At 59.2% G+C, this 16,463-nt stretch carries 14 protein-coding genes; 7 read left to right on the top strand and 7 right to left on the bottom strand.

Annotated features, from left to right (window positions below):
• Nucleotides 1-112 precede the first annotated feature (112 nt).
• Nucleotides 113-2,035, top strand: coding sequence for an acetyl-CoA hydrolase/transferase C-terminal domain-containing protein (locus ACZYSM_RS04995; protein ID WP_489069442.1), 1,923 nt, complete (start codon nucleotides 113-115; stop codon nucleotides 2,033-2,035).
• A gap of 128 nt (nucleotides 2,036-2,163) precedes the next feature.
• Here the strand turns inward: ACZYSM_RS04995 and ACZYSM_RS04990 are convergent, their stop codons facing one another.
• Both ACZYSM_RS04990 and rep read right to left on the bottom strand, forming a co-directional pair.
• Complete coding sequence (locus ACZYSM_RS04990; RefSeq protein WP_489069440.1) at nucleotides 2,164-2,736, bottom strand: xanthine phosphoribosyltransferase; 573 nt, start codon at nucleotides 2,734-2,736, stop codon at nucleotides 2,164-2,166.
• Between the two features lie 72 nt (nucleotides 2,737-2,808).
• On the bottom strand, nucleotides 2,809-4,818 hold the full coding sequence (gene rep / locus ACZYSM_RS04985) for a DNA helicase Rep (RefSeq protein WP_489069438.1): 2,010 nt from the start codon (nucleotides 4,816-4,818) through the stop codon (nucleotides 2,809-2,811).
• A 265-nt stretch (nucleotides 4,819-5,083) separates the two neighbouring features.
• Between rep and ACZYSM_RS04980 the strand changes: the two genes are divergently transcribed.
• Nucleotides 5,084-6,751 carry a putative bifunctional diguanylate cyclase/phosphodiesterase gene (locus tag ACZYSM_RS04980; RefSeq protein ID WP_489069436.1) on the top strand — a complete coding sequence of 556 codons (1,668 nt, stop codon included), beginning with the start codon at nucleotides 5,084-5,086 and terminating at the stop codon, nucleotides 6,749-6,751.
• Nucleotides 6,752-6,870: 119 nt separating this feature from the next.
• On the opposite strand, the gene ACZYSM_RS04975 is transcribed toward ACZYSM_RS04980, so the two are convergent.
• Entirely contained in the window at nucleotides 6,871-8,271 is a 1,401-nt protein-coding gene (locus ACZYSM_RS04975) for a NorM family multidrug efflux MATE transporter (protein WP_489069434.1), read from the bottom strand.
• A gap of 159 nt (nucleotides 8,272-8,430) precedes the next feature.
• Between ACZYSM_RS04975 and ACZYSM_RS04970 the strand changes: the two genes are divergently transcribed.
• Nucleotides 8,431-9,351, top strand: coding sequence for a LysR substrate-binding domain-containing protein (locus ACZYSM_RS04970; protein ID WP_489069432.1), 921 nt, complete (start codon nucleotides 8,431-8,433; stop codon nucleotides 9,349-9,351).
• 128 nt (nucleotides 9,352-9,479) lie between these two features.
• On the opposite strand, the gene ACZYSM_RS04965 is transcribed toward ACZYSM_RS04970, so the two are convergent.
• The gene (locus ACZYSM_RS04965) at nucleotides 9,480-10,973 is read right to left on the bottom strand and encodes a YifB family Mg chelatase-like AAA ATPase (protein ID WP_489069430.1); all 1,494 of its coding nucleotides are present in this window, start codon (nucleotides 10,971-10,973) and stop codon (nucleotides 9,480-9,482) included.
• A 200-nt stretch (nucleotides 10,974-11,173) separates the two neighbouring features.
• Entirely contained in the window at nucleotides 11,174-11,434 is a 261-nt protein-coding gene (locus tag ACZYSM_RS04960) for an accessory factor UbiK family protein (RefSeq protein WP_489069428.1), read from the bottom strand.
• Nucleotides 11,435-11,854: 420 nt separating this feature from the next.
• On the opposite strand from ACZYSM_RS04960, the gene glnK reads away from it, so the two are divergent.
• The 4 genes from glnK to sutA all read left to right on the top strand — a co-directional run bounded on the left by glnK (nucleotide 11,855) and on the right by sutA (nucleotide 14,631).
• A complete protein-coding gene (gene glnK / locus ACZYSM_RS04955; RefSeq protein WP_002555808.1) occupies nucleotides 11,855-12,193 on the top strand; it encodes a P-II family nitrogen regulator in 339 nt (112 codons plus the stop codon).
• 35 nt (nucleotides 12,194-12,228) lie between these two features.
• Entirely contained in the window at nucleotides 12,229-13,566 is a 1,338-nt protein-coding gene (locus ACZYSM_RS04950; protein WP_489069426.1) for an ammonium transporter, read from the top strand.
• Between the two features lie 213 nt (nucleotides 13,567-13,779).
• Entirely contained in the window at nucleotides 13,780-14,205 is a 426-nt protein-coding gene (locus tag ACZYSM_RS04945) for a secondary thiamine-phosphate synthase enzyme YjbQ (RefSeq protein WP_489069424.1), read from the top strand.
• Between the two features lie 102 nt (nucleotides 14,206-14,307).
• On the top strand, nucleotides 14,308-14,631 hold the full coding sequence (gene sutA, locus ACZYSM_RS04940; protein ID WP_489069422.1) for a transcriptional regulator SutA: 324 nt from the start codon (nucleotides 14,308-14,310) through the stop codon (nucleotides 14,629-14,631).
• A gap of 237 nt (nucleotides 14,632-14,868) precedes the next feature.
• Here sutA and ACZYSM_RS04935 read toward each other — a convergent pair whose 3' ends face one another.
• Entirely contained in the window at nucleotides 14,869-15,567 is a 699-nt protein-coding gene (locus ACZYSM_RS04935) for an HAD family hydrolase (RefSeq protein WP_489069420.1), read from the bottom strand.
• Nucleotides 15,564-16,463 carry a tyrosine recombinase XerC gene (xerC, locus tag ACZYSM_RS04930; RefSeq protein WP_489069418.1) on the bottom strand — a complete coding sequence of 300 codons (900 nt, stop codon included), beginning with the start codon at nucleotides 16,461-16,463 and terminating at the stop codon, nucleotides 15,564-15,566. Before xerC ends, ACZYSM_RS04935 begins: the two co-directional genes overlap by 4 nt.

Here is a 16,463-nt window from a genome sequence, read left to right as displayed (position 1 = left end):
CGCTTGCGAGCGGCTTTTTTGTGCCTGAGATTTAGCCGCAAGACTGTTCTTTGCAGCAAAGACCCGGCAAGCTCGGGCCAACCCAATTCAAGGCGGGTCCACGGAGGGTCAGATGGTGCAGTCCTGTTCAATCGAGCACGCGGTCGATGACGTACTCACGCGTTTGCCGGCGCATATTCATATGGGCCTACCGCTGGGTCTGGGCAAACCCAATATTTTTGTTAACGCGCTGTACCAACGCATTGCGCAGCTGCCCGAGCGGCAACTGACGATCTACACGGCCTTGAGCCTCGGCCGTCCAACCCTGGGCGATGGTTTGCAACGGCGCTTTCTTGAGCCCTTTATCGAGCGGGTATTCGGTGATTATCCAGAGCTGGATTTTCTCGCTGATCTGCACCGCGACAGCCTGCCCGCCAATATCCGTATAGAGCAGTTCTTCTTGCAGCCGGGCAGTTTGCTCAACAGCCCGCCCGCTCAACAGGACTACGTCAGCAGCAACTACAGCCATGCCGCGCGGGACATCAATGCCGCTGGTTTGAACCTTGTCGCGCAATTGGTCGCTCGTGATCCATTGCAGGCGGATCGCTTGAGCTTGAGTTGCAACCCGGACATCACGCTCGACTTGCTGCCGATGATCGCCAAGCGGCGCGCGGCGGGAGAAACCATTCTGATGCTCGGCCAGGTTCACCGCGACCTGCCCTACATGCCGGGCCATGCAGAAATCGGCAGTGATGCTTTCGATCTGCTGATCGACGAGGAGGACAGCACGACGCTGTTTTCCACACCGAATATGCCCGTGGGCTTCCAGGACCATTTCATCGGGCTGCATGCCAGTACGTTGGTGCGCGATGGCGGCACCTTGCAGATCGGCATCGGCTCCATGGGCGATGCCCTGGCCGCCGCACTGCTGGCGCGGCAGGCGGATAACGACGGTTATCGAGCACTGTTGGCGGATATCAATGTCACTCACTGGCAGCGCCTGATCGAGCGGGAAGGGGGCGTCGAGTCCTTCGCCAAAGGGCTTTACGGTTGTAGCGAAATGTTCGTCAACGGGCTATTGGTTCTGGCCGATGCTGGAATCGTGCGACGCAAGGTTTACCCGGATGTCGCGCTGCAAGAGCAGGCGAATGCCGGAATGCTGGATGAAGCGGCCGAGCCTGGGGGGATCTCGGTACATGGTGGGTTCTTCCTTGGCCCGCGCAGTTTCTATCAGCGCTTACGCGAGTTGCCGTTGAGCAAGCTGGCCGAATTCAACATGACCGCCATCAGCTACATCAATGAGCTATACGGCAACGAACAGCTCAAACGCTTGCAGCGCCAGGATGCACGCTTCATCAACAGTGCCTTCACCATGACCTTGCTCGGTGCCGGGGTGGCGGATCAACTGGAGGATGGGCGGGTAATCAGCGGTGTCGGTGGGCAATACAACTTTGTTGCCCAAGGCCATGCGCTGGAAGGCGCGCGTTCAATTCTGATCCTGCGCAGTTGGCGCGAATCAGGCGGAGATGTGAGCTCGAACATTGTCTGGGAGTACGGTCACTGCACGATCCCGAGGCATCTGCGTGACATCGTGGTGACCGAATACGGCATCGCCGACCTGCGCGGCAAGACCGACTCGACGGTGATCGAGGCGTTGTTGAATATCAGCGATTCGCGCTTCCAGCAGGGCTTGATCGAGCAGGCGCAGAAAGTCGGCAAGTTGCCCAAGGACTTCCGTCTTGATCCACGTTTCGCCGACAACAGCCCACAGCGTTTGCAGGCGATTCAGGCGCGGCATCCGCAGCTGTTTCCGGAGTATCCGCTGGGCAGTGATTTCAGCAGCGAGGAGCGTGATCTGTTGCGGGCGCTCAACTGGCTGAAGAGCAAGTTCAAGCTCACGGAAATTCTTGAACTGGGCAAGGCTGCGCTGGATGCGCCGGAGCCTGAGGCTTTCCCCGCGCATCTTGAACGGATGCAACTGATGAAGCCCGAAGGCCTGCGCGAGGATCTGTTCCAGCGCTTGCTGTTGGCGGGTCTAAAGGCCACCGCTCAATAACTACCAGCGAAGATCAAATGTGGGAGCGAGCCTGCTCGCGATAGCGGTGTAACAGTCAACATAGATATTGAATGTTATGGCCTCATCGCGAGCAGGCTCGCTCCCACAGTGTTGTGTGGTGTGGCAGATCAGTCGATAAACGTCACAACGCCGCCCGCCAGGGATTTCACCCGAGCCAGGGATTCAACACGATAACCCTGCGAGTCCAGTTCAGCACGGCCGCCCTGGAACGATTTCTCGATCACGATACCCAGGCCTGCCACTGTGGCGCCGGCTTGCTTGATGATCGAGATCAGCGCTTGCGAGGCCTTACCGTTGGCCAGGAAGTCATCGATGATCAGCACGCGGTCGCTGCTGGTCAGGTGTCGTGGGGAAATCGCCACGGTGCTTTCTGTCTGCTTGGTGAACGAGTACACGGTCGCCGACAGCAGGTTTTCGGTCAGGGTCAGGGACTGATGCTTGCGGGCGAAAATCACCGGCACACCGAGATTCAGGCCGGTCATGATCGCCGGAGCAATACCTGAGGCTTCGATGGTGACGATCTTGGTGATGCCCGAATTTGCGAACAGCGTGGCGAATTCGTCGCCGATCAGCTTCATCAATTGCGGGTCGATCTGGTGGTTCAGAAAGGCGTCGACTTTCAGGACTTGATCGGAAAGCACGATGCCTTCTTCGCGAATTTTCTTGTGCAGTGCTTCCACGGAACTTCCCTCTTTTGACGCCTTGTGCGCCTGAGCTCTGTTAAAAAGTGTTCGGTTAAAAAGTAATCGATTCTAGCGCTTTAACATCGCGCGTATGTCCGCTAATGCGGTATTGCCGCGAACGGCTTTGACTTCGGTAGGGATGTCGTCGGTGCCTTCCCAGGCCAGGTCGTCCGGCGGCAGTTCATCGAGGAAGCGGCTCGGCGCACAGTCGATGATCTCGCCATATTGCTTACGCTTGGCAGCGAAGGTGAAGGCCAGAGTCTGGCGGGCTCGGGTAATTCCGACGTAGGCCAGACGGCGTTCTTCTTCGATGGTGTCGGCTTCAATGCTGGAGCGGTGAGGGAGGATTTCCTCCTCCATGCCCATGATGAACACGTAGGGAAATTCCAGGCCCTTGGAGGCGTGCAAGGTCATCATCTGCACGCCTTCGGCGCCGTCTTCCTCTTCTTGCTGACGTTCGAGCATGTCGCGCAAGACCAGTTTGCCGATGGCGTCTTCGATGGTCATCTCGCCATCTTCGTCTTTTTCCAGGGTGTTCTTCAGCGCCTCGATCAGGAACCAGACGTTGCCCATGCGGTAGTCAGCAGCTTTGTCGCTGGAACTGTTGGTGCGCAGCCAGTTCTCGTAATCGATGTCCATGACCATGCTGCGCAGGGCGGAAATCGGGTCCTCTCCCGCACACTGCTCACGCACGCGGTCCATGAAGCGTTTGAAGCGCGCCAGGCGGTCGGTGAAGCGGCTGTCCAGATGCTCGCCAAGACCGATTTCCTCGGTGGCGGCGTACATCGAGATCTTGCGCCCAGTGGCGTAGTTGCCAAGCTTTTCCAGGGTAGTCGAGCCGATTTCCCGGCGTGGGACGTTGATCACCCGCAGGAAGGCGTTGTCGTCGTCCGGGTTCACCAGCAGGCGGAAGTAGGCCATCAGGTCTTTCACTTCCTGACGTCCGAAAAAGCTGTTGCCACCGGACAGACGATAGGGGATCTGGTGATGCTGAAGCTTCAGCTCGATCAGCTTGGCCTGGTAGTTACCACGATAAAGAATCGCGAAATCACTGTATGGCCGGTCGGTACGCAGGTGCAGGGTGAGGAGTTCCACGGCCACGCGTTCGGCTTCGGCGTCTTCGTTGCGGCAGCGGATCACGCGGATCTCATCACCGTGCCCCATCTCGCTCCACAGCTGTTTTTCAAATTCGTGGGGGTTGTTCGAGATCAGCACGTTGGCGCAGCGCAGGATACGGCTTGTGGAGCGGTAGTTCTGCTCGAGCATCACCACTTTCAAGGACGGATAGTCGTCCTTGAGCAGCATCAGGTTTTCCGGGCGTGCGCCGCGCCAGGCGTAGATCGACTGGTCATCATCGCCAACCACGGTGAACTGGTTACGCTTGCCGATCAGCAGCTTCACCAGCAAATACTGGCTGGCGTTGGTGTCCTGGTATTCGTCCACCAGCAGGTAGCGGACTTTGTTTTGCCATTTTTCCAGGATGTCAGCGTGCTCCTGGAACAGTTTTACCGGCAGCAGGATCAGGTCGTCGAAGTCCACCGCGTTGAAGGCTTTGAGCGTGCGCTGATAGTGGGTGTAGACGATGGCTGCGGTCTGTTCCTTGGGGTTGCGCGCGTTTTCCAGGGCTTCGGGCGGCAGGATCAACTCGTTTTTCCACGAGCCGATCATGTTCTTGATCTCGTCGACGCCGTCGTCGCCCGAGTATTCCTTCTGCATGATGTCGGTCATCAAGGATTTGACGTCGGTCTCGTCGAAAATCGAGAACCCTGGCTTGTAGCCCAGCCGCGCATGTTCTTTGCGGATGATGTTCAGTCCCAGATTGTGGAACGTACACACGGTCAGCCCGCGACCTTCGCCGCCGCGCAGCAGGCTGCCGACTCGCTCTTTCATCTCCCGCGCTGCCTTGTTGGTAAAGGTCATGGCGACGATGTACTGGGCACGGATGCCGCAGCTCTGGATCAGATGGGCGATTTTTCGGGTAATCACGCTGGTCTTGCCGGAGCCTGCGCCGGCGAGCACCAAAAGAGGGCCGCCGACGTAGTTCACGGCTTCTTGCTGCCGGGGATTGAGTCGGGACATGACGGGGACGGAAGTCGCTTGCGAAATGGGCGGGCATTTTAACAGGCTGGAAAGATTCTGCTGCTCCTCTGCGACTTGTGACGCAACACTCGATCTAAATTTGCCGGTTTTGATACTTTCCCGCAGGATGCGCAATGAAATTGCGTCTAATGTTTGTGTTTGAGTGGTATAAGTTTGCGTTTGATAATCAGTAGCATTTGGCATTGTTTATCAGCACGTCATAATGGCCGCCGCCAACATCTTTTGCAGCGTCTAGGGAGTTAGCTTGTCTACGCCTGTCGAACCCTTGCGTTTGCTGCTACTGGCCGAAGAGCCAGCGTGGGCAGCGTTGTTGCGCGAGTGTCTGGCTCCGATGGGGAGCTCGGCTGTGCTGATCAGTGCGCCGAGCTGGGAGTCAGTCAGTAGTTTGTTCGATGACGACCGCACGGCGGTGTTGTTGACGATTCCAGCACTGCAACCCGCTCCGGGTCGCTGCAGTTTGCCAACGGTATTGCTGTTGGAGCATGAGCCGGTTGTTGCGCCGGACGGTGTCAGCGACTGGTTGGTCCGCGATGTGCTGGATATCGCTACCTTGCGCCGTTGCCTGCGCCACGTTCGCGAACGCGGTGTGCTGGAAAACACCCTGCAACGCTTGGCTGAACAGGACCCGCTGACCGGCATCGCCAATCGCCAGGGTTTTCAGACCTTGTTGGCAGCCCGTCTTGCCGAGAATGAAGGCCGTGGTCTCGCGCTGGGCCACCTGGACCTCGACAACTTTCGTCACGCCAACGATGCCCTCGGTCATCAGGCCGGCGACCGGCTGATCCTGCAAGTGGTCTCGCGGCTCAAAAGCCAGCTGGAGGCCGGTGATCAACTGGCGCGCTTGGGCAGCGATGAATTTGCTTTGCTGATCGATACCCGCCGTGCACCGCAGCGTGCCGAGTGGATGGCTGAGCGCATTACCGAAGCCATGTCCGAACCCTATTGGGTCGATGGCGAAAGCCTGCTGATCGGCTGCAGCCTGGGTATTGCCTATGCCCGCGCCCGGGCCGGTGCCGACCCGCTGATGTGGCACGCGCATATCGCCATGCAGCAGGCCAAAAGCACCCAGGGCTGCACCTTTCACATCTTCAATGAGCGCATCAATCGCAACGCCCGAAGCCTCGCCGATCTCGAAAGTGAACTGCGTCGTGCCTTGCGTCGTGATGAGTTGGAACTGCATTACCAGCCACGGTTGAACCTTGATGACGGGCAGATTGTTGGCCTCGAGGCGTTGGTACGCTGGCGACATGGCGAGCGAGGCCTGTTACCACCGAGCGAATTTGTACCGCTGGCCGAGCAAAGCGGTTTGATTGTGCCACTCGGTTATTGGGTGATTTCCCGCGCCCTACGGGATATGCAGGCCCTGCGCGAGCGTGGCCTGCCACCATTGCACATGGCGGTCAACCTGTCGTTCCGGCAGTTTCAGGACAGTCAGTTGCTCTCGACCTTGAGCCGACTGATTGCCGAACGTGGCGTTGAGGCGCAATGGCTGGAATTCGAACTGACGGAAACCGCGGTGATGCGTCGCAGTGATCTGGTCAAGCAGACCATGGATGCGCTGGGCCGTTTGGGGGTGCGTTTCTCACTGGACGACTTCGGCACCGGCTTCTCTTCGTTCGTGCACCTCAACAGCCTTCCGATTGCGCTGCTGAAGATCGACAAAAGCTTTGTCGGTGGCATGGAGCAGCGCGAAGAGAACCGCAAACTGGTCCACGCGATGATCAACCTCGCCCACAACCTCAACCTTGAAGTGGTGGCCGAAGGCGTCGAAACACCGGAGCAGCTTGCATTACTGCGTGGCTTCGGTTGCGATCAGGTTCAGGGTTACCTGATCAGCAAGCCGTTGCCGTTGGTTGAGTTGGTCGAATACTTGAAGTTCGGCACCAGCCAACAGTCGGTGATCCAAGCGTAAAGAGTGTGGGAGCGGGCTTGCCCGCGAAGACGTCATCTCAGGCGACGAATGCGCTAAGCGACCATCGCTTTCGCGAGCAAGCCCGCTCCCACAACGACCGCCTGCGAACTCAATGCGATCTAATCCGGCTGAGCCACCCGAAACTGCAGCTCCGGCTCTGGCGGCTCGCGTTTGATCATCCGCTTCATCTTCCATTCGAACGCCAGCGTCAGGCTCACCGCCGCACAGGCCAGCCCCAGCGCCAGCCCCCACCAGACACCAGTCGGCCCCCAGCCGAGGGTAAAGGCCATCAACCACGCGGCTGGCGCGCCGATCAGCCAGTAGCAACCCAGACCAACCAGGAAGGTGGTCTTGGCGTCCTTGAGCCCGCGAATTGCGCCCATGGCGATCGTCTGCGTGCCATCGAACAGCTCGAACCAGGCAGCTACCGCCAGCAAGCTCACGGCCAGATTGATCACGTCGCGAAAGGCCGGGTCGTTCTGGTCGAGGAACAGCCCCACCAGCTGGTTCGGCAACAGCCAGAACACCATGGCGAAACCGAGCATCGCGGCCCCACCGAAGGCGATCCCTACCCGACCGGTCAGGCGTGCATCGAGCAGTTGCCCGGCGCCATAGTGCTGACCAATGCGCATGGTGATCGCGTAGGAAATACCCGCCGGAATCATAAACGCCACAGAGACAATCTGCAGGGCGATCTGATGCGCCCCCAGTTGCGTGCTGCCCATGGTGCCCATGCACAGCGCGGCGAACGCAAACAGGCCGACTTCCACCGCATAGGTGCCACCGATTGGCAGCCCCAGACGCCATAGTTCGCGCAGGTACTGGCGGTTTGGCCGCGATAGACCCTGACGCAACGGATAAGCGTCGTAGGCCGGATGCCGACGGATATGCCAGGCCAGCACCAGTGCCATGCAATTAGCGACAATCGCCGTGACCAGGCCAATCCCGATAAGACCGAGCTTCGGCAGACCGAACATGCCGGTGATCAACGCATAGTTGAGCAGGAAGTTGGCCACGGTGCCGCCGAGGCTGATGATCATCACCGGTGTGGCGCGGCCGATGGCGCTGGTGAATCCACGCAAGGCCATGAAGCTCAGATAGCCGGGCAGGGCGAACGGCAAGATCAGCAGGAACTGACCGGCCGCGTGAACGTTGGTTTCAGTCTGGCCGAACAGCAGCAGAACGGGCTTGAGGTTCCACAGCAGCAGACCGGCCACCAGCGCCATCAGCCAAGCCAGCCAGAGCCCGGCCTGGGTCAGGCGGGTGGCGCCTTCAATGTCGCCTGCGCCCTGGCGAATGGCGACCAAGGTCCCGACTGCGGCAATCACACCAATGCAGAAGATCGACACAAATGTATAGCTGGCGGCGCCCAAACCGCCACCGGCCAGCGCTTCAGGGCTTATTTTGGCCATCATCAGCGTGTCGGTGAGCACCATCAGCATGTGCGCCAACTGCGAGGCGATCAGCGGCCCAGCCAGCCGCAGGATGGCCCGGAGTTCGATACGTGCTGGATGCTGCATGATCATCACACTCGATTATTCAGAGGAACGAGGAAGGGTTGATTCTCGGCGCTCTCAGGCGTATGCACAAAGGGATAAAAACGATTGCTGGCATGATAAAAACTCATGCTGCGGTGATTCTGGTAGGGTTTTTCATCTCACGCTATAGGAGCTTTCCTCATGTCCCGTCGTCTTCCTCCTCTTTACGCCTTGCGCGCTTTTGAAGCGGCGTCGCGGCATAGCTCGTTTACCCGTGCGGCAGAGGAGTTGTCGATTACCCAGAGCGCAGTCAGCCGGCACATTCGCACGTTGGAAGAGCATTTCGCCTGCCGCCTGTTTCAACGTAGCGGCCGCAATCTGCAAATGACTGAGGCCGCGCGTCTGCTGCTACCCGGGGTACGGGAAGGTTTCTCGGCGCTGGAGCGAGCCTGCAATACCTTGCGCGCCGAAGACGACGTCCTGCGCATGAAGGCCCCGTCAACCTTGACCATGCGCTGGCTGCTGGCGCGCCTCAGTCGTTTTCGGCATTTGCAGCCGGGTAACGAGGTGCAACTGACCAGCGCCTGGATGGATGTCGATTCCGTGGACTTCAATCAGGAGCCCTTCGATTGCGCGGTGCTGCTGAGTAACGGGCATTTTCCGCCGGATTGGGAGGCCAGCTATCTGTTCCCCGAACTACTGATCCCGGTGGGCGCGCCGAACCTGTTGAGCGATCAGCCATGGGACGCCGCGCGATTGGCCCGCGCCGAGCTGCTGCACCCGACGCCGGACCGTCGCGATTGGCGCAATTGGCTGGAGCGCATGGGCCTCTCTGAACAGGTGTCGCTCAAGGGCGGCCAGGTCTTTGACACACTGGAACTGGGCATGATTGCCGCTGCCCGTGGCTACGGTGTTTCCATGGGCGATTTGCTGATGGTGGCCGAAGATGTTGCTCAAGGGCGGTTGAGTCTGCCGTGGCCGACTGCCGTCGCCAGTGGAGAGAACTATTACCTGGTCTGGCCGAAAACCCGTCCCGGAGGTGAGCGTTTGCGCAGGCTCAGCGATTTTCTTCAGGGCGAAGTCCAGGCGATGGAGCTTCCAGACGTCGAGCGCCTGAGCTGAAGCCAGGTTGTGATCAGTGGCAGCACCGTTTTCGCCCATCGCTCGCTGGATTCCGCCAACCTCGACATGGACGCGAACCGAAGTGCGGCAGACGCCGTTGGTGGATCTTCTAAAGGGATGACAACGGTTTAACTGGCTGCCGGCCGATACTGCAGCGCTTCAGCCAGATGACTGCGACTGATCATTTCAACCTGCTCAAGGTCCGCCAGCGTGCGGGCCACCTTGAGCAGTCGATGCGCGGCCCGCAAAGACAGGGTCAGCCGTTCGCATGCCGTCTCAAGCCAGTGCTCGTCGACTGTGGATAACTTGCAGTGTTGGCGCAGGCCTGGCAGGTCGAGGAAGGCATTGGCACAACCCTGACGCCGTTGTTGCCGACTGCGAGCGGTGGCCACCAGTAAGGCGGCGCTGGCGGTGTCATCGCCGGGTTGCTGCGTGGGGTTGAGCGCAGTGGCTTCGCGGGCGACGGTCAGGTGCAGGTCGATGCGATCCAGCAGAGGGCCGGAGAGTTTGTTGCGATAGCGCTGAATCTGTTCCGGTGTGCAGCGACAACGTCCGCTGGGCTCGCCGAGATAGCCGCACGGGCAGGGATTCATCGCAGCCACCAATTGGAAGCGTGCGGGGAAACGTACCCGGTCTCGGGCTCGGGCAATGACAATTTCGCCGGACTCCAGGGGCTCTCTTAAAACCTCCAAAACCTTTCTGTCGAACTCAGGCAATTCGTCCAAAAAAAGCACGCCATGGTGGGCGAGGGTGATTTCCCCTGGCTGCGGTTTTGAGCCTCCGCCCACCAGCGCCGGGCCGGATGCCGAGTGGTGAGGATGGCGAAACGGCCGTTGTGGCCAGTGGCTCAGCGGTACATGGCTGGCGACCGACTGAATCGCGGCGACCTCAAGCGCTTCATGTTCATCCAGAGGTGGAAGCAAACCGGGCAAACGACTGGCCAGCAGGGTTTTACCGGTGCCCGGCGGGCCGCTGAACAACAGGTTATGCGCACCTGCCGCGGCGATCAGCAGCGCTCGTTTGGCGGCGATTTGCCCCTGAACTTCACTCAAGTCGGGATAAGGTTTATTCGTGTGCAGCAAGCCGCTGGAAACAAAAGGTTCAATAGGCGTATGGCCGTTGAAATGCGCGACCACTTGTAGCAGATGATCGACCGCGATCACCTTAAGCCCCGAAGCCAGACAAGCCTCTTCGGCATTGGCTCGTGGCACCACTAGCATGCGCCCGGCATCGCGTGCGGCGAGCGCCGCCGGCAGCACCCCTCGCACTGGCCGTACGGCGCCAGACAACGCCAGCTCCCCAAGACACTCCGCATCGTCCAGCGTCAATGTTGGGACCTGTACGCTGGCCGCCAAAATTCCCAAGGCAATCGCCAGGTCAAAGCGCCCGCCGTCCTTTGGCAAGTCAGCGGGAGCGAGATTCAACGTTATTCGACGAGCCGGAAAATCGAGGCCTGAATTGAGAATTGCACTGCGCACCCGGTCTTTGCTTTCCTTGACGGCCGTTTCCGGCAAGCCCACCAATGTCAGAGAGGGCAAACCGTTCGCCAGATGAGCTTCGACAGTAACTGCAGGCGCTTCCACGCCCACCTGGGCGCGGCTGTGGACGATGGCCAGAGACATAGATCATTCCTTGATGGTGCGAGAGCCGCTTCCTGCGGCTTTGGAAGGATAGTTGAGCGAAGAGTAGAAACTGGAGGATTACAGCGATTGAATCCAGACAGGATGTATCAGCCCACGTGAGAAGGTGACTGCAGCGCAGTCATTCGCGGGCAAGCCACACTCCCACAGGATGAGCGGGGACCTGTGGGTCGACGGCAACTTTATTCCGCAGGCGGTGCCAACTTCGCCTCAAGCTCCGCCACCTTTGCTTCAAGACTCTCCAACCGAGCCCGCGTGCGCGCCAGTACCACCATCTGACTGTCGAATTCTTCTCTGCTCACTAGATCAAGCTTGCTGAAGCCGCTTTGAAGCAGGGCTTTGAACTGGCTTTCGATTTCGGTGCGTGGCAGCGGGGCGTCGCCGCTGAGCAGGCGGGAGGCATGGCCGCTCAGGGCGTCGAGGAGGTCTTTGGGCGCGAGCATGGTAGGTGTCCTGGAAACAGATGGTCGGCAGTGTATCACGCAGTGTCTATAGTCAATTGCGCAGGCAGGGATGCACGTTTTTCGCGCATGTTGGCGTGCAGTCGCGCACCGTTGTTGTGCGGATCTGCTGCAGAGATTGTGAAGAGACGCTTGCGGCAGCGACCAAGGGATTGAAATCAGTAGGTTTTCACGAGATGGCAAGCTTTCTGCTTAGTCGTTGGTAACCCATGCACTGATGCAGTCGCTGTGACGAATGCAGTGCGCCGGGCGGAACGGGGGAAGTGTTTCGTCAGGAGTGGTTAGCGGGCGTCGGGATGGCCGAGCAGGGCCAACGATGCGTTACAAAGCCAGGCACTGCGCTTAGACTTGAGCCGGGTTTGTTTTCCTGGGGCAAGTCCACCAATTCGGGAGAGAGTTTTCATGAAGCTAGTCACTGCCATCATCAAGCCGTTCAAGTTGGACGATGTACGCGAGTCGCTGTCCGAGATCGGCGTGCAGGGCATTACCGTTACTGAAGTCAAAGGCTTCGGTCGGCAGAAGGGTCACACCGAGCTGTATCGTGGCGCGGAATACGTGGTCGATTTCCTGCCCAAGGTGAAGATCGATGTCGCCATTGACGACAAGGATCTTGACCGGGTTATCGAGGCGATAACCAAGGCAGCCAATACCGGCAAGATCGGTGATGGCAAGATCTTCGTGGTCAATCTGGAACAGGCGATTCGCATCCGTACCGGCGAAACCGATACCGACGCAATCTAAGCCGCCACAAACCCAACGCCCCAGGAGAAAACAATATGACTCTGCGTAAATTCGCAGGGCTTGGAGCCCTGTTGTCCATCGTAATGCCCGGCCTGGCCATGGCGGCAGATCCGGTGGCGCCTCCAGTCCTCAACTCCGGCGATACCGCCTGGATGTTGATCTCTACTGCCCTCGTGCTGTTCATGACGATTCCCGGCCTCGCGCTGTTTTACGGCGGCATGGTTCGCTCCAAAAACGTTCTTTCCGTGATGATGCAGTGCTTCGCCATTACCGGTCTGGTCACCATCCTGTGGTTCATTTATGGCTACAGCATGGCGTTTGACACCACGGGGATGGAAGTCAACGTCGTCAACCTCAACTCCTTTGTCGGCAGCTTCGCCAAGGCCTTCCTCGCCGGCATCACGCCTGCCAGTATTACCGGGCCTGCGGCGCTGTTCCCTGAGGCGGTGTTCGTCACCTATCAGATGACTTTTGCGATCATCACCCCGGCGCTGATCGTCGGTGCGTTCGCTGAACGGATGAAGTTCTCCGCGATGCTGGTGTTCACAGGTCTCTGGCTCACGCTGGTTTACGCGCCGATCGCGCATATGGTCTGGAGCGGTCCGGGTTCGCTGTTGGGCGACTGGGGCGTGCTCGACTTCGCGGGCGGCACCGTGGTGCACATCAACGCCGGTGTGGCCGGTCTGATTGCGGCTCTGGTATTGGGCAAGCGCAAAGGCTTTCCGACCACGCCGATGGCTCCGCACAACCTCGGTTATACCCTCATGGGTGCCGCGATGTTGTGGGTCGGCTGGTTCGGCTTCAACGCCGGTTCCGCCGCTGCGGCCAACGGCACTGCCGGTATGGCGATGCTGGTTACCCAGATCGCAACCGCCGCCGCTGCGCTGGGCTGGATGTTCGCTGAGTGGCTCACTCACGGCAAACCAAGTGCACTGGGTATTGCTTCGGGTGTGGTCGCCGGTCTGGTGGCAATCACTCCGGCCGCTGGCACCGTAGGCCCGATGGGCTCTCTGGTGATCGGCCTGGCAGCGGGTGTGGTGTGCTTCTTCTGCGCCACCACGCTGAAACGCAAACTCGGCTATGACGACTCCCTGGACGCCTTCGGCGTACACGGCATCGGCGGTATTCTCGGCGCGATCCTGACCGGTGTGTTTGCTGCACCGTCCCTGGGTGGCTTCGGCACCGTTACCGACATCGCCGCACAAGTCTGGATTCAATGCAAAGGCGTGGGCTTCACGGTGATCTACACCGCAATCGCCACCTTCATCATTCTTAAGGTCCTGGACGCTGTCATGGGCCTGCGTATCACGGAAGAAGAAGAGGCTGTCGGCATCGACCTGGCACTTCATAACGAACGCGGCTACAACTTGTAAGACGCGCATAAAAATCTTGCCCGGCTTGCCGGGCATTTTTTTGTCCGGATTTTGTCATTGAAGAAGCAGCTGAAAGGTTTTTTCTTACAGCTTTGGCCGTGTTTACGACGGGTGTTTTTCTGCGGCCAATGGCTTACGTGATGGAAGGAATATTAGGGCCTTTGTTTTTTCCCAGAGCGCGCTAGAATGCGCCCCGAATGTGCGGAGAACTGTATGTGGCAACAGACTCTGATTACCCTGCGGGCAAGGCCTCGGGGCTTTCATCTGGTAACGGACGAGTTACTCGCCGGCCTGCCTGAACTGAAGGCATGTCGGGTTGGTCTGTTGCATTTGTGGCTGCAGCATACCTCGGCGTCGTTGACCATCAACGAGAACGCCGACCCGGCGGTACGTCGCGACTTTGAACAATTTTTCAATCGGCTGATCCCACAAGGCATGGCCGGGTATGAACATGAGGACGAAGGCGCGGATGATCTCCCGGCGCACTTCAAGGCCAGCTTGCTTGGCTGTCAGCTGAGTTTGCCGATTACGGCAGGTCAACTGGCGTTAGGTAGCTGGCAAGGTGTTTATCTAGGCGAGCATCGTGATCATGGCGGTGTTCGTAAAGTCCTCGCCACCTTGCACGGTGATGGGGCATAAGCCGCTGGTTACCAGTGGATGATGAATTTTTTCCGGCGGCCTTCGACAGTGGGCGAAGCTGGGCTATAACTAATCTGCTTTTCGCAAGTCATGAGGTAGAACATGAGCGACGATGATCTGGAAAACGACGACCTCGAAGTAGGTGACGAAGACGAGACCGAAGAAGGTCTAGAAGCAGCGGCCGAAGACGTCGCTGACGACGATGGCGGCGATGCGCCTGCTCCGACCGCTAAAGGCAAAGCCAAGGCTGCTATTTCAGTCGATGAGCTGCCGAGCGTCGAAGCCAAGAACAAAGAGCGTGATGCTCTGGCGCGCGCTATGGAGGAGTTTCTCTCCAAAGGCGGCAAAGTGCAGGAAGTCGAGGCCAACGTGGTGGCTGATCCACCAAAGAAGCCTGACAACAAGTACGGCAGCCGTCCTATCTAAGCGCGCCTGGTACTTGCTTGCTGAAAAAGCCCGCCGTCGCTGCGGGCTTTTTCATGGGTGAAAGGAAAGTATGGGGGAGAGTGCTCTTCGTAGCAGCTGCCGAAGGCTGCGTTCGGCCGCGAAGCGGTCGTAGATGCCTTACGCTGATAAAGCGGGAAAAACGAGGTGTCCGGATTGCGACTGCTCCGCAGCCGAATGCAGCCTTCGGCAGCTGCTACGGTTCGTGTTGCTACAGGATTACTTGTTCCAGCGCGCCAACAGCTCTGGCAGTTCGGTCAAACTACGAATCTCTGCATCCGGCTGTTTCTCTGCTTCCCAGGCCTTGTTGCCAGGGTTGAACCAGATCGCCCTTAGCCCCGCTTGCTGCGCGCCGGCAATGTCATCCCCAGGATGGTCACCGATATGCACGGCGGTTTGCGCTGTCGCGTCACCACGCTGCAAAGCTTCGTGAAACAGACGCGAATCCGGTTTGGCAATACCGATATCTTCCGCGCAAAGGGCAAACTTGAAGTAGTCGGCAAGGCCCAGGCGGCGGACATCAGCATTGCCGTTGGTGACTACCCCCAGGGTGTAGTGTTTGGCGAGGACTTCAAGGGTCGGTTGTACCTCGGGAAAGATCTCGAGCTGATGCCGCGCATGCAAAAACACTTCAAAGCCCTGATCGGCCAGCTCCGACGCTTGCTGATGGGCGTAACCGGCTTCCTCCAGGGCGTGGAACAACACTTTGCGGCGCAAGGCGCTGATCCGGTGCTTGAGGCCAGGCTCATTGCTCAGGACCCGCTCACGGATCGCCCAGAGGTGTTCGACGGGCACGCCGCCGAGATCCGGCGCGCGTTCCGCCAGCCACTCGCGCAGTACCGCTTCCGCGCTGACGATGACCGGGGCGGTGTCCCACAGGGTGTCGTCGAGGTCGAAAGTGATCAGTTTGATCGTCATTGCTCACCGCCTTTGTTGCGTTTGGCCCGAGGATGGGCGCTGTCGTAGACCGACGCCAAATGCTGGAAATCCAGATGAGTGTAAATCTGTGTGGTCTTGATGTCCGAGTGACCGAGCAACTCTTGCACTGCGCGCAGGTCTTGCGAGGACTCCAGCAAGTGACTGGCGAAAGAGTGCCGAAGCATGTGCGGATGCAGGTTCTGCCCCAGTTCGCGCTCACCAGCGGCTTTAACGCGCAGCTGGATGGCTCGCGGTCCCAGGCGTCGACCCTGTTGGCTGACGAACACTGCGTCGTCTGCCGGGTTGGTCAGGGCGCGCAGTGGCAACCACAACTGCAATGCCTCCCGCGCTTTTCTGCCGACGGGCAGAACCCGGGTCTTGCTGCCTTTACCGAGGACTTGAACCAGGCCATCTGCTAAATCGAGCTGATCGAGATTGAGCCCGGTCAGCTCCGAAAGGCGCAGGCCGGAGGAGTAGAACAGCTCCAGAATCGCCTGATCACGATGGGCTAGAAAGTCGTCCTCGACAGCGCCGTCGAGCAGTTGTAGCGCGCGGTCGGTATCGAGGGTCTTGGGTAGCCGACGTTCGCCCTTGGGGGGTGCCAGACCGTTGGCCGGGTCGTGGTCGCAGAGGCCTTCGCGGTTCAAGTAGTGGTAGAGCCCGCGAACCGCGGAAAGCAGGCGCGCCAGGCTGCGGGAGGACTGGCCCTGCTGATGCAGGCGGGCGATCAGGCTACGCAGGCGTTGAATATCCAGCGTGGCCCAGCTTGAAATCTGCTGTTTCTCGCAGTACGCCAGCACTTTGTTCAGGTCGCGGCGGTAGGCTTCCAGTGTATGAGGTGACACTTGGCGCTCACTGCGCAGGTGAGCGCAGTAGGCGTCCAATTGTCGTTCCAC

The organism is Pseudomonas sp. F220 (assembly GCF_057813935.1).
The sequence above is the reverse complement of the archived record's forward strand: the minus strand, read 5'-3'. Positions and strand labels throughout refer to the sequence as shown.

Coding starts and splice junctions, on each gene's coding strand:
- rep (WP_489069438.1), bottom strand. CDS start 4,818: ATGTCCCGACTCAATCCCCGGCAGCAAGAAGCCGTGAACTACGTCGGC.
- glnK (WP_002555808.1), top strand. CDS start 11,855: ATGAAGCTAGTCACTGCCATCATCAAGCCGTTCAAGTTGGACGATGTA.
- ACZYSM_RS04965 (WP_489069430.1), bottom strand. CDS start 10,973: ATGTCTCTGGCCATCGTCCACAGCCGCGCCCAGGTGGGCGTGGAAGCG.
- ACZYSM_RS04935 (WP_489069420.1), bottom strand. CDS start 15,567: ATGACGATCAAACTGATCACTTTCGACCTCGACGACACCCTGTGGGAC.
- ACZYSM_RS04950 (WP_489069426.1), top strand. CDS start 12,229: ATGACTCTGCGTAAATTCGCAGGGCTTGGAGCCCTGTTGTCCATCGTA.
- ACZYSM_RS04975 (WP_489069434.1), bottom strand. CDS start 8,271: ATGCAGCATCCAGCACGTATCGAACTCCGGGCCATCCTGCGGCTGGCT.
- ACZYSM_RS04970 (WP_489069432.1), top strand. CDS start 8,431: ATGTCCCGTCGTCTTCCTCCTCTTTACGCCTTGCGCGCTTTTGAAGCG.
- ACZYSM_RS04960 (WP_489069428.1), bottom strand. CDS start 11,434: ATGCTCGCGCCCAAAGACCTCCTCGACGCCCTGAGCGGCCATGCCTCC.
- ACZYSM_RS04945 (WP_489069424.1), top strand. CDS start 13,780: ATGTGGCAACAGACTCTGATTACCCTGCGGGCAAGGCCTCGGGGCTTT.
- ACZYSM_RS04995 (WP_489069442.1), top strand. CDS start 113: ATGGTGCAGTCCTGTTCAATCGAGCACGCGGTCGATGACGTACTCACG.
- sutA (WP_489069422.1), top strand. CDS start 14,308: ATGAGCGACGATGATCTGGAAAACGACGACCTCGAAGTAGGTGACGAA.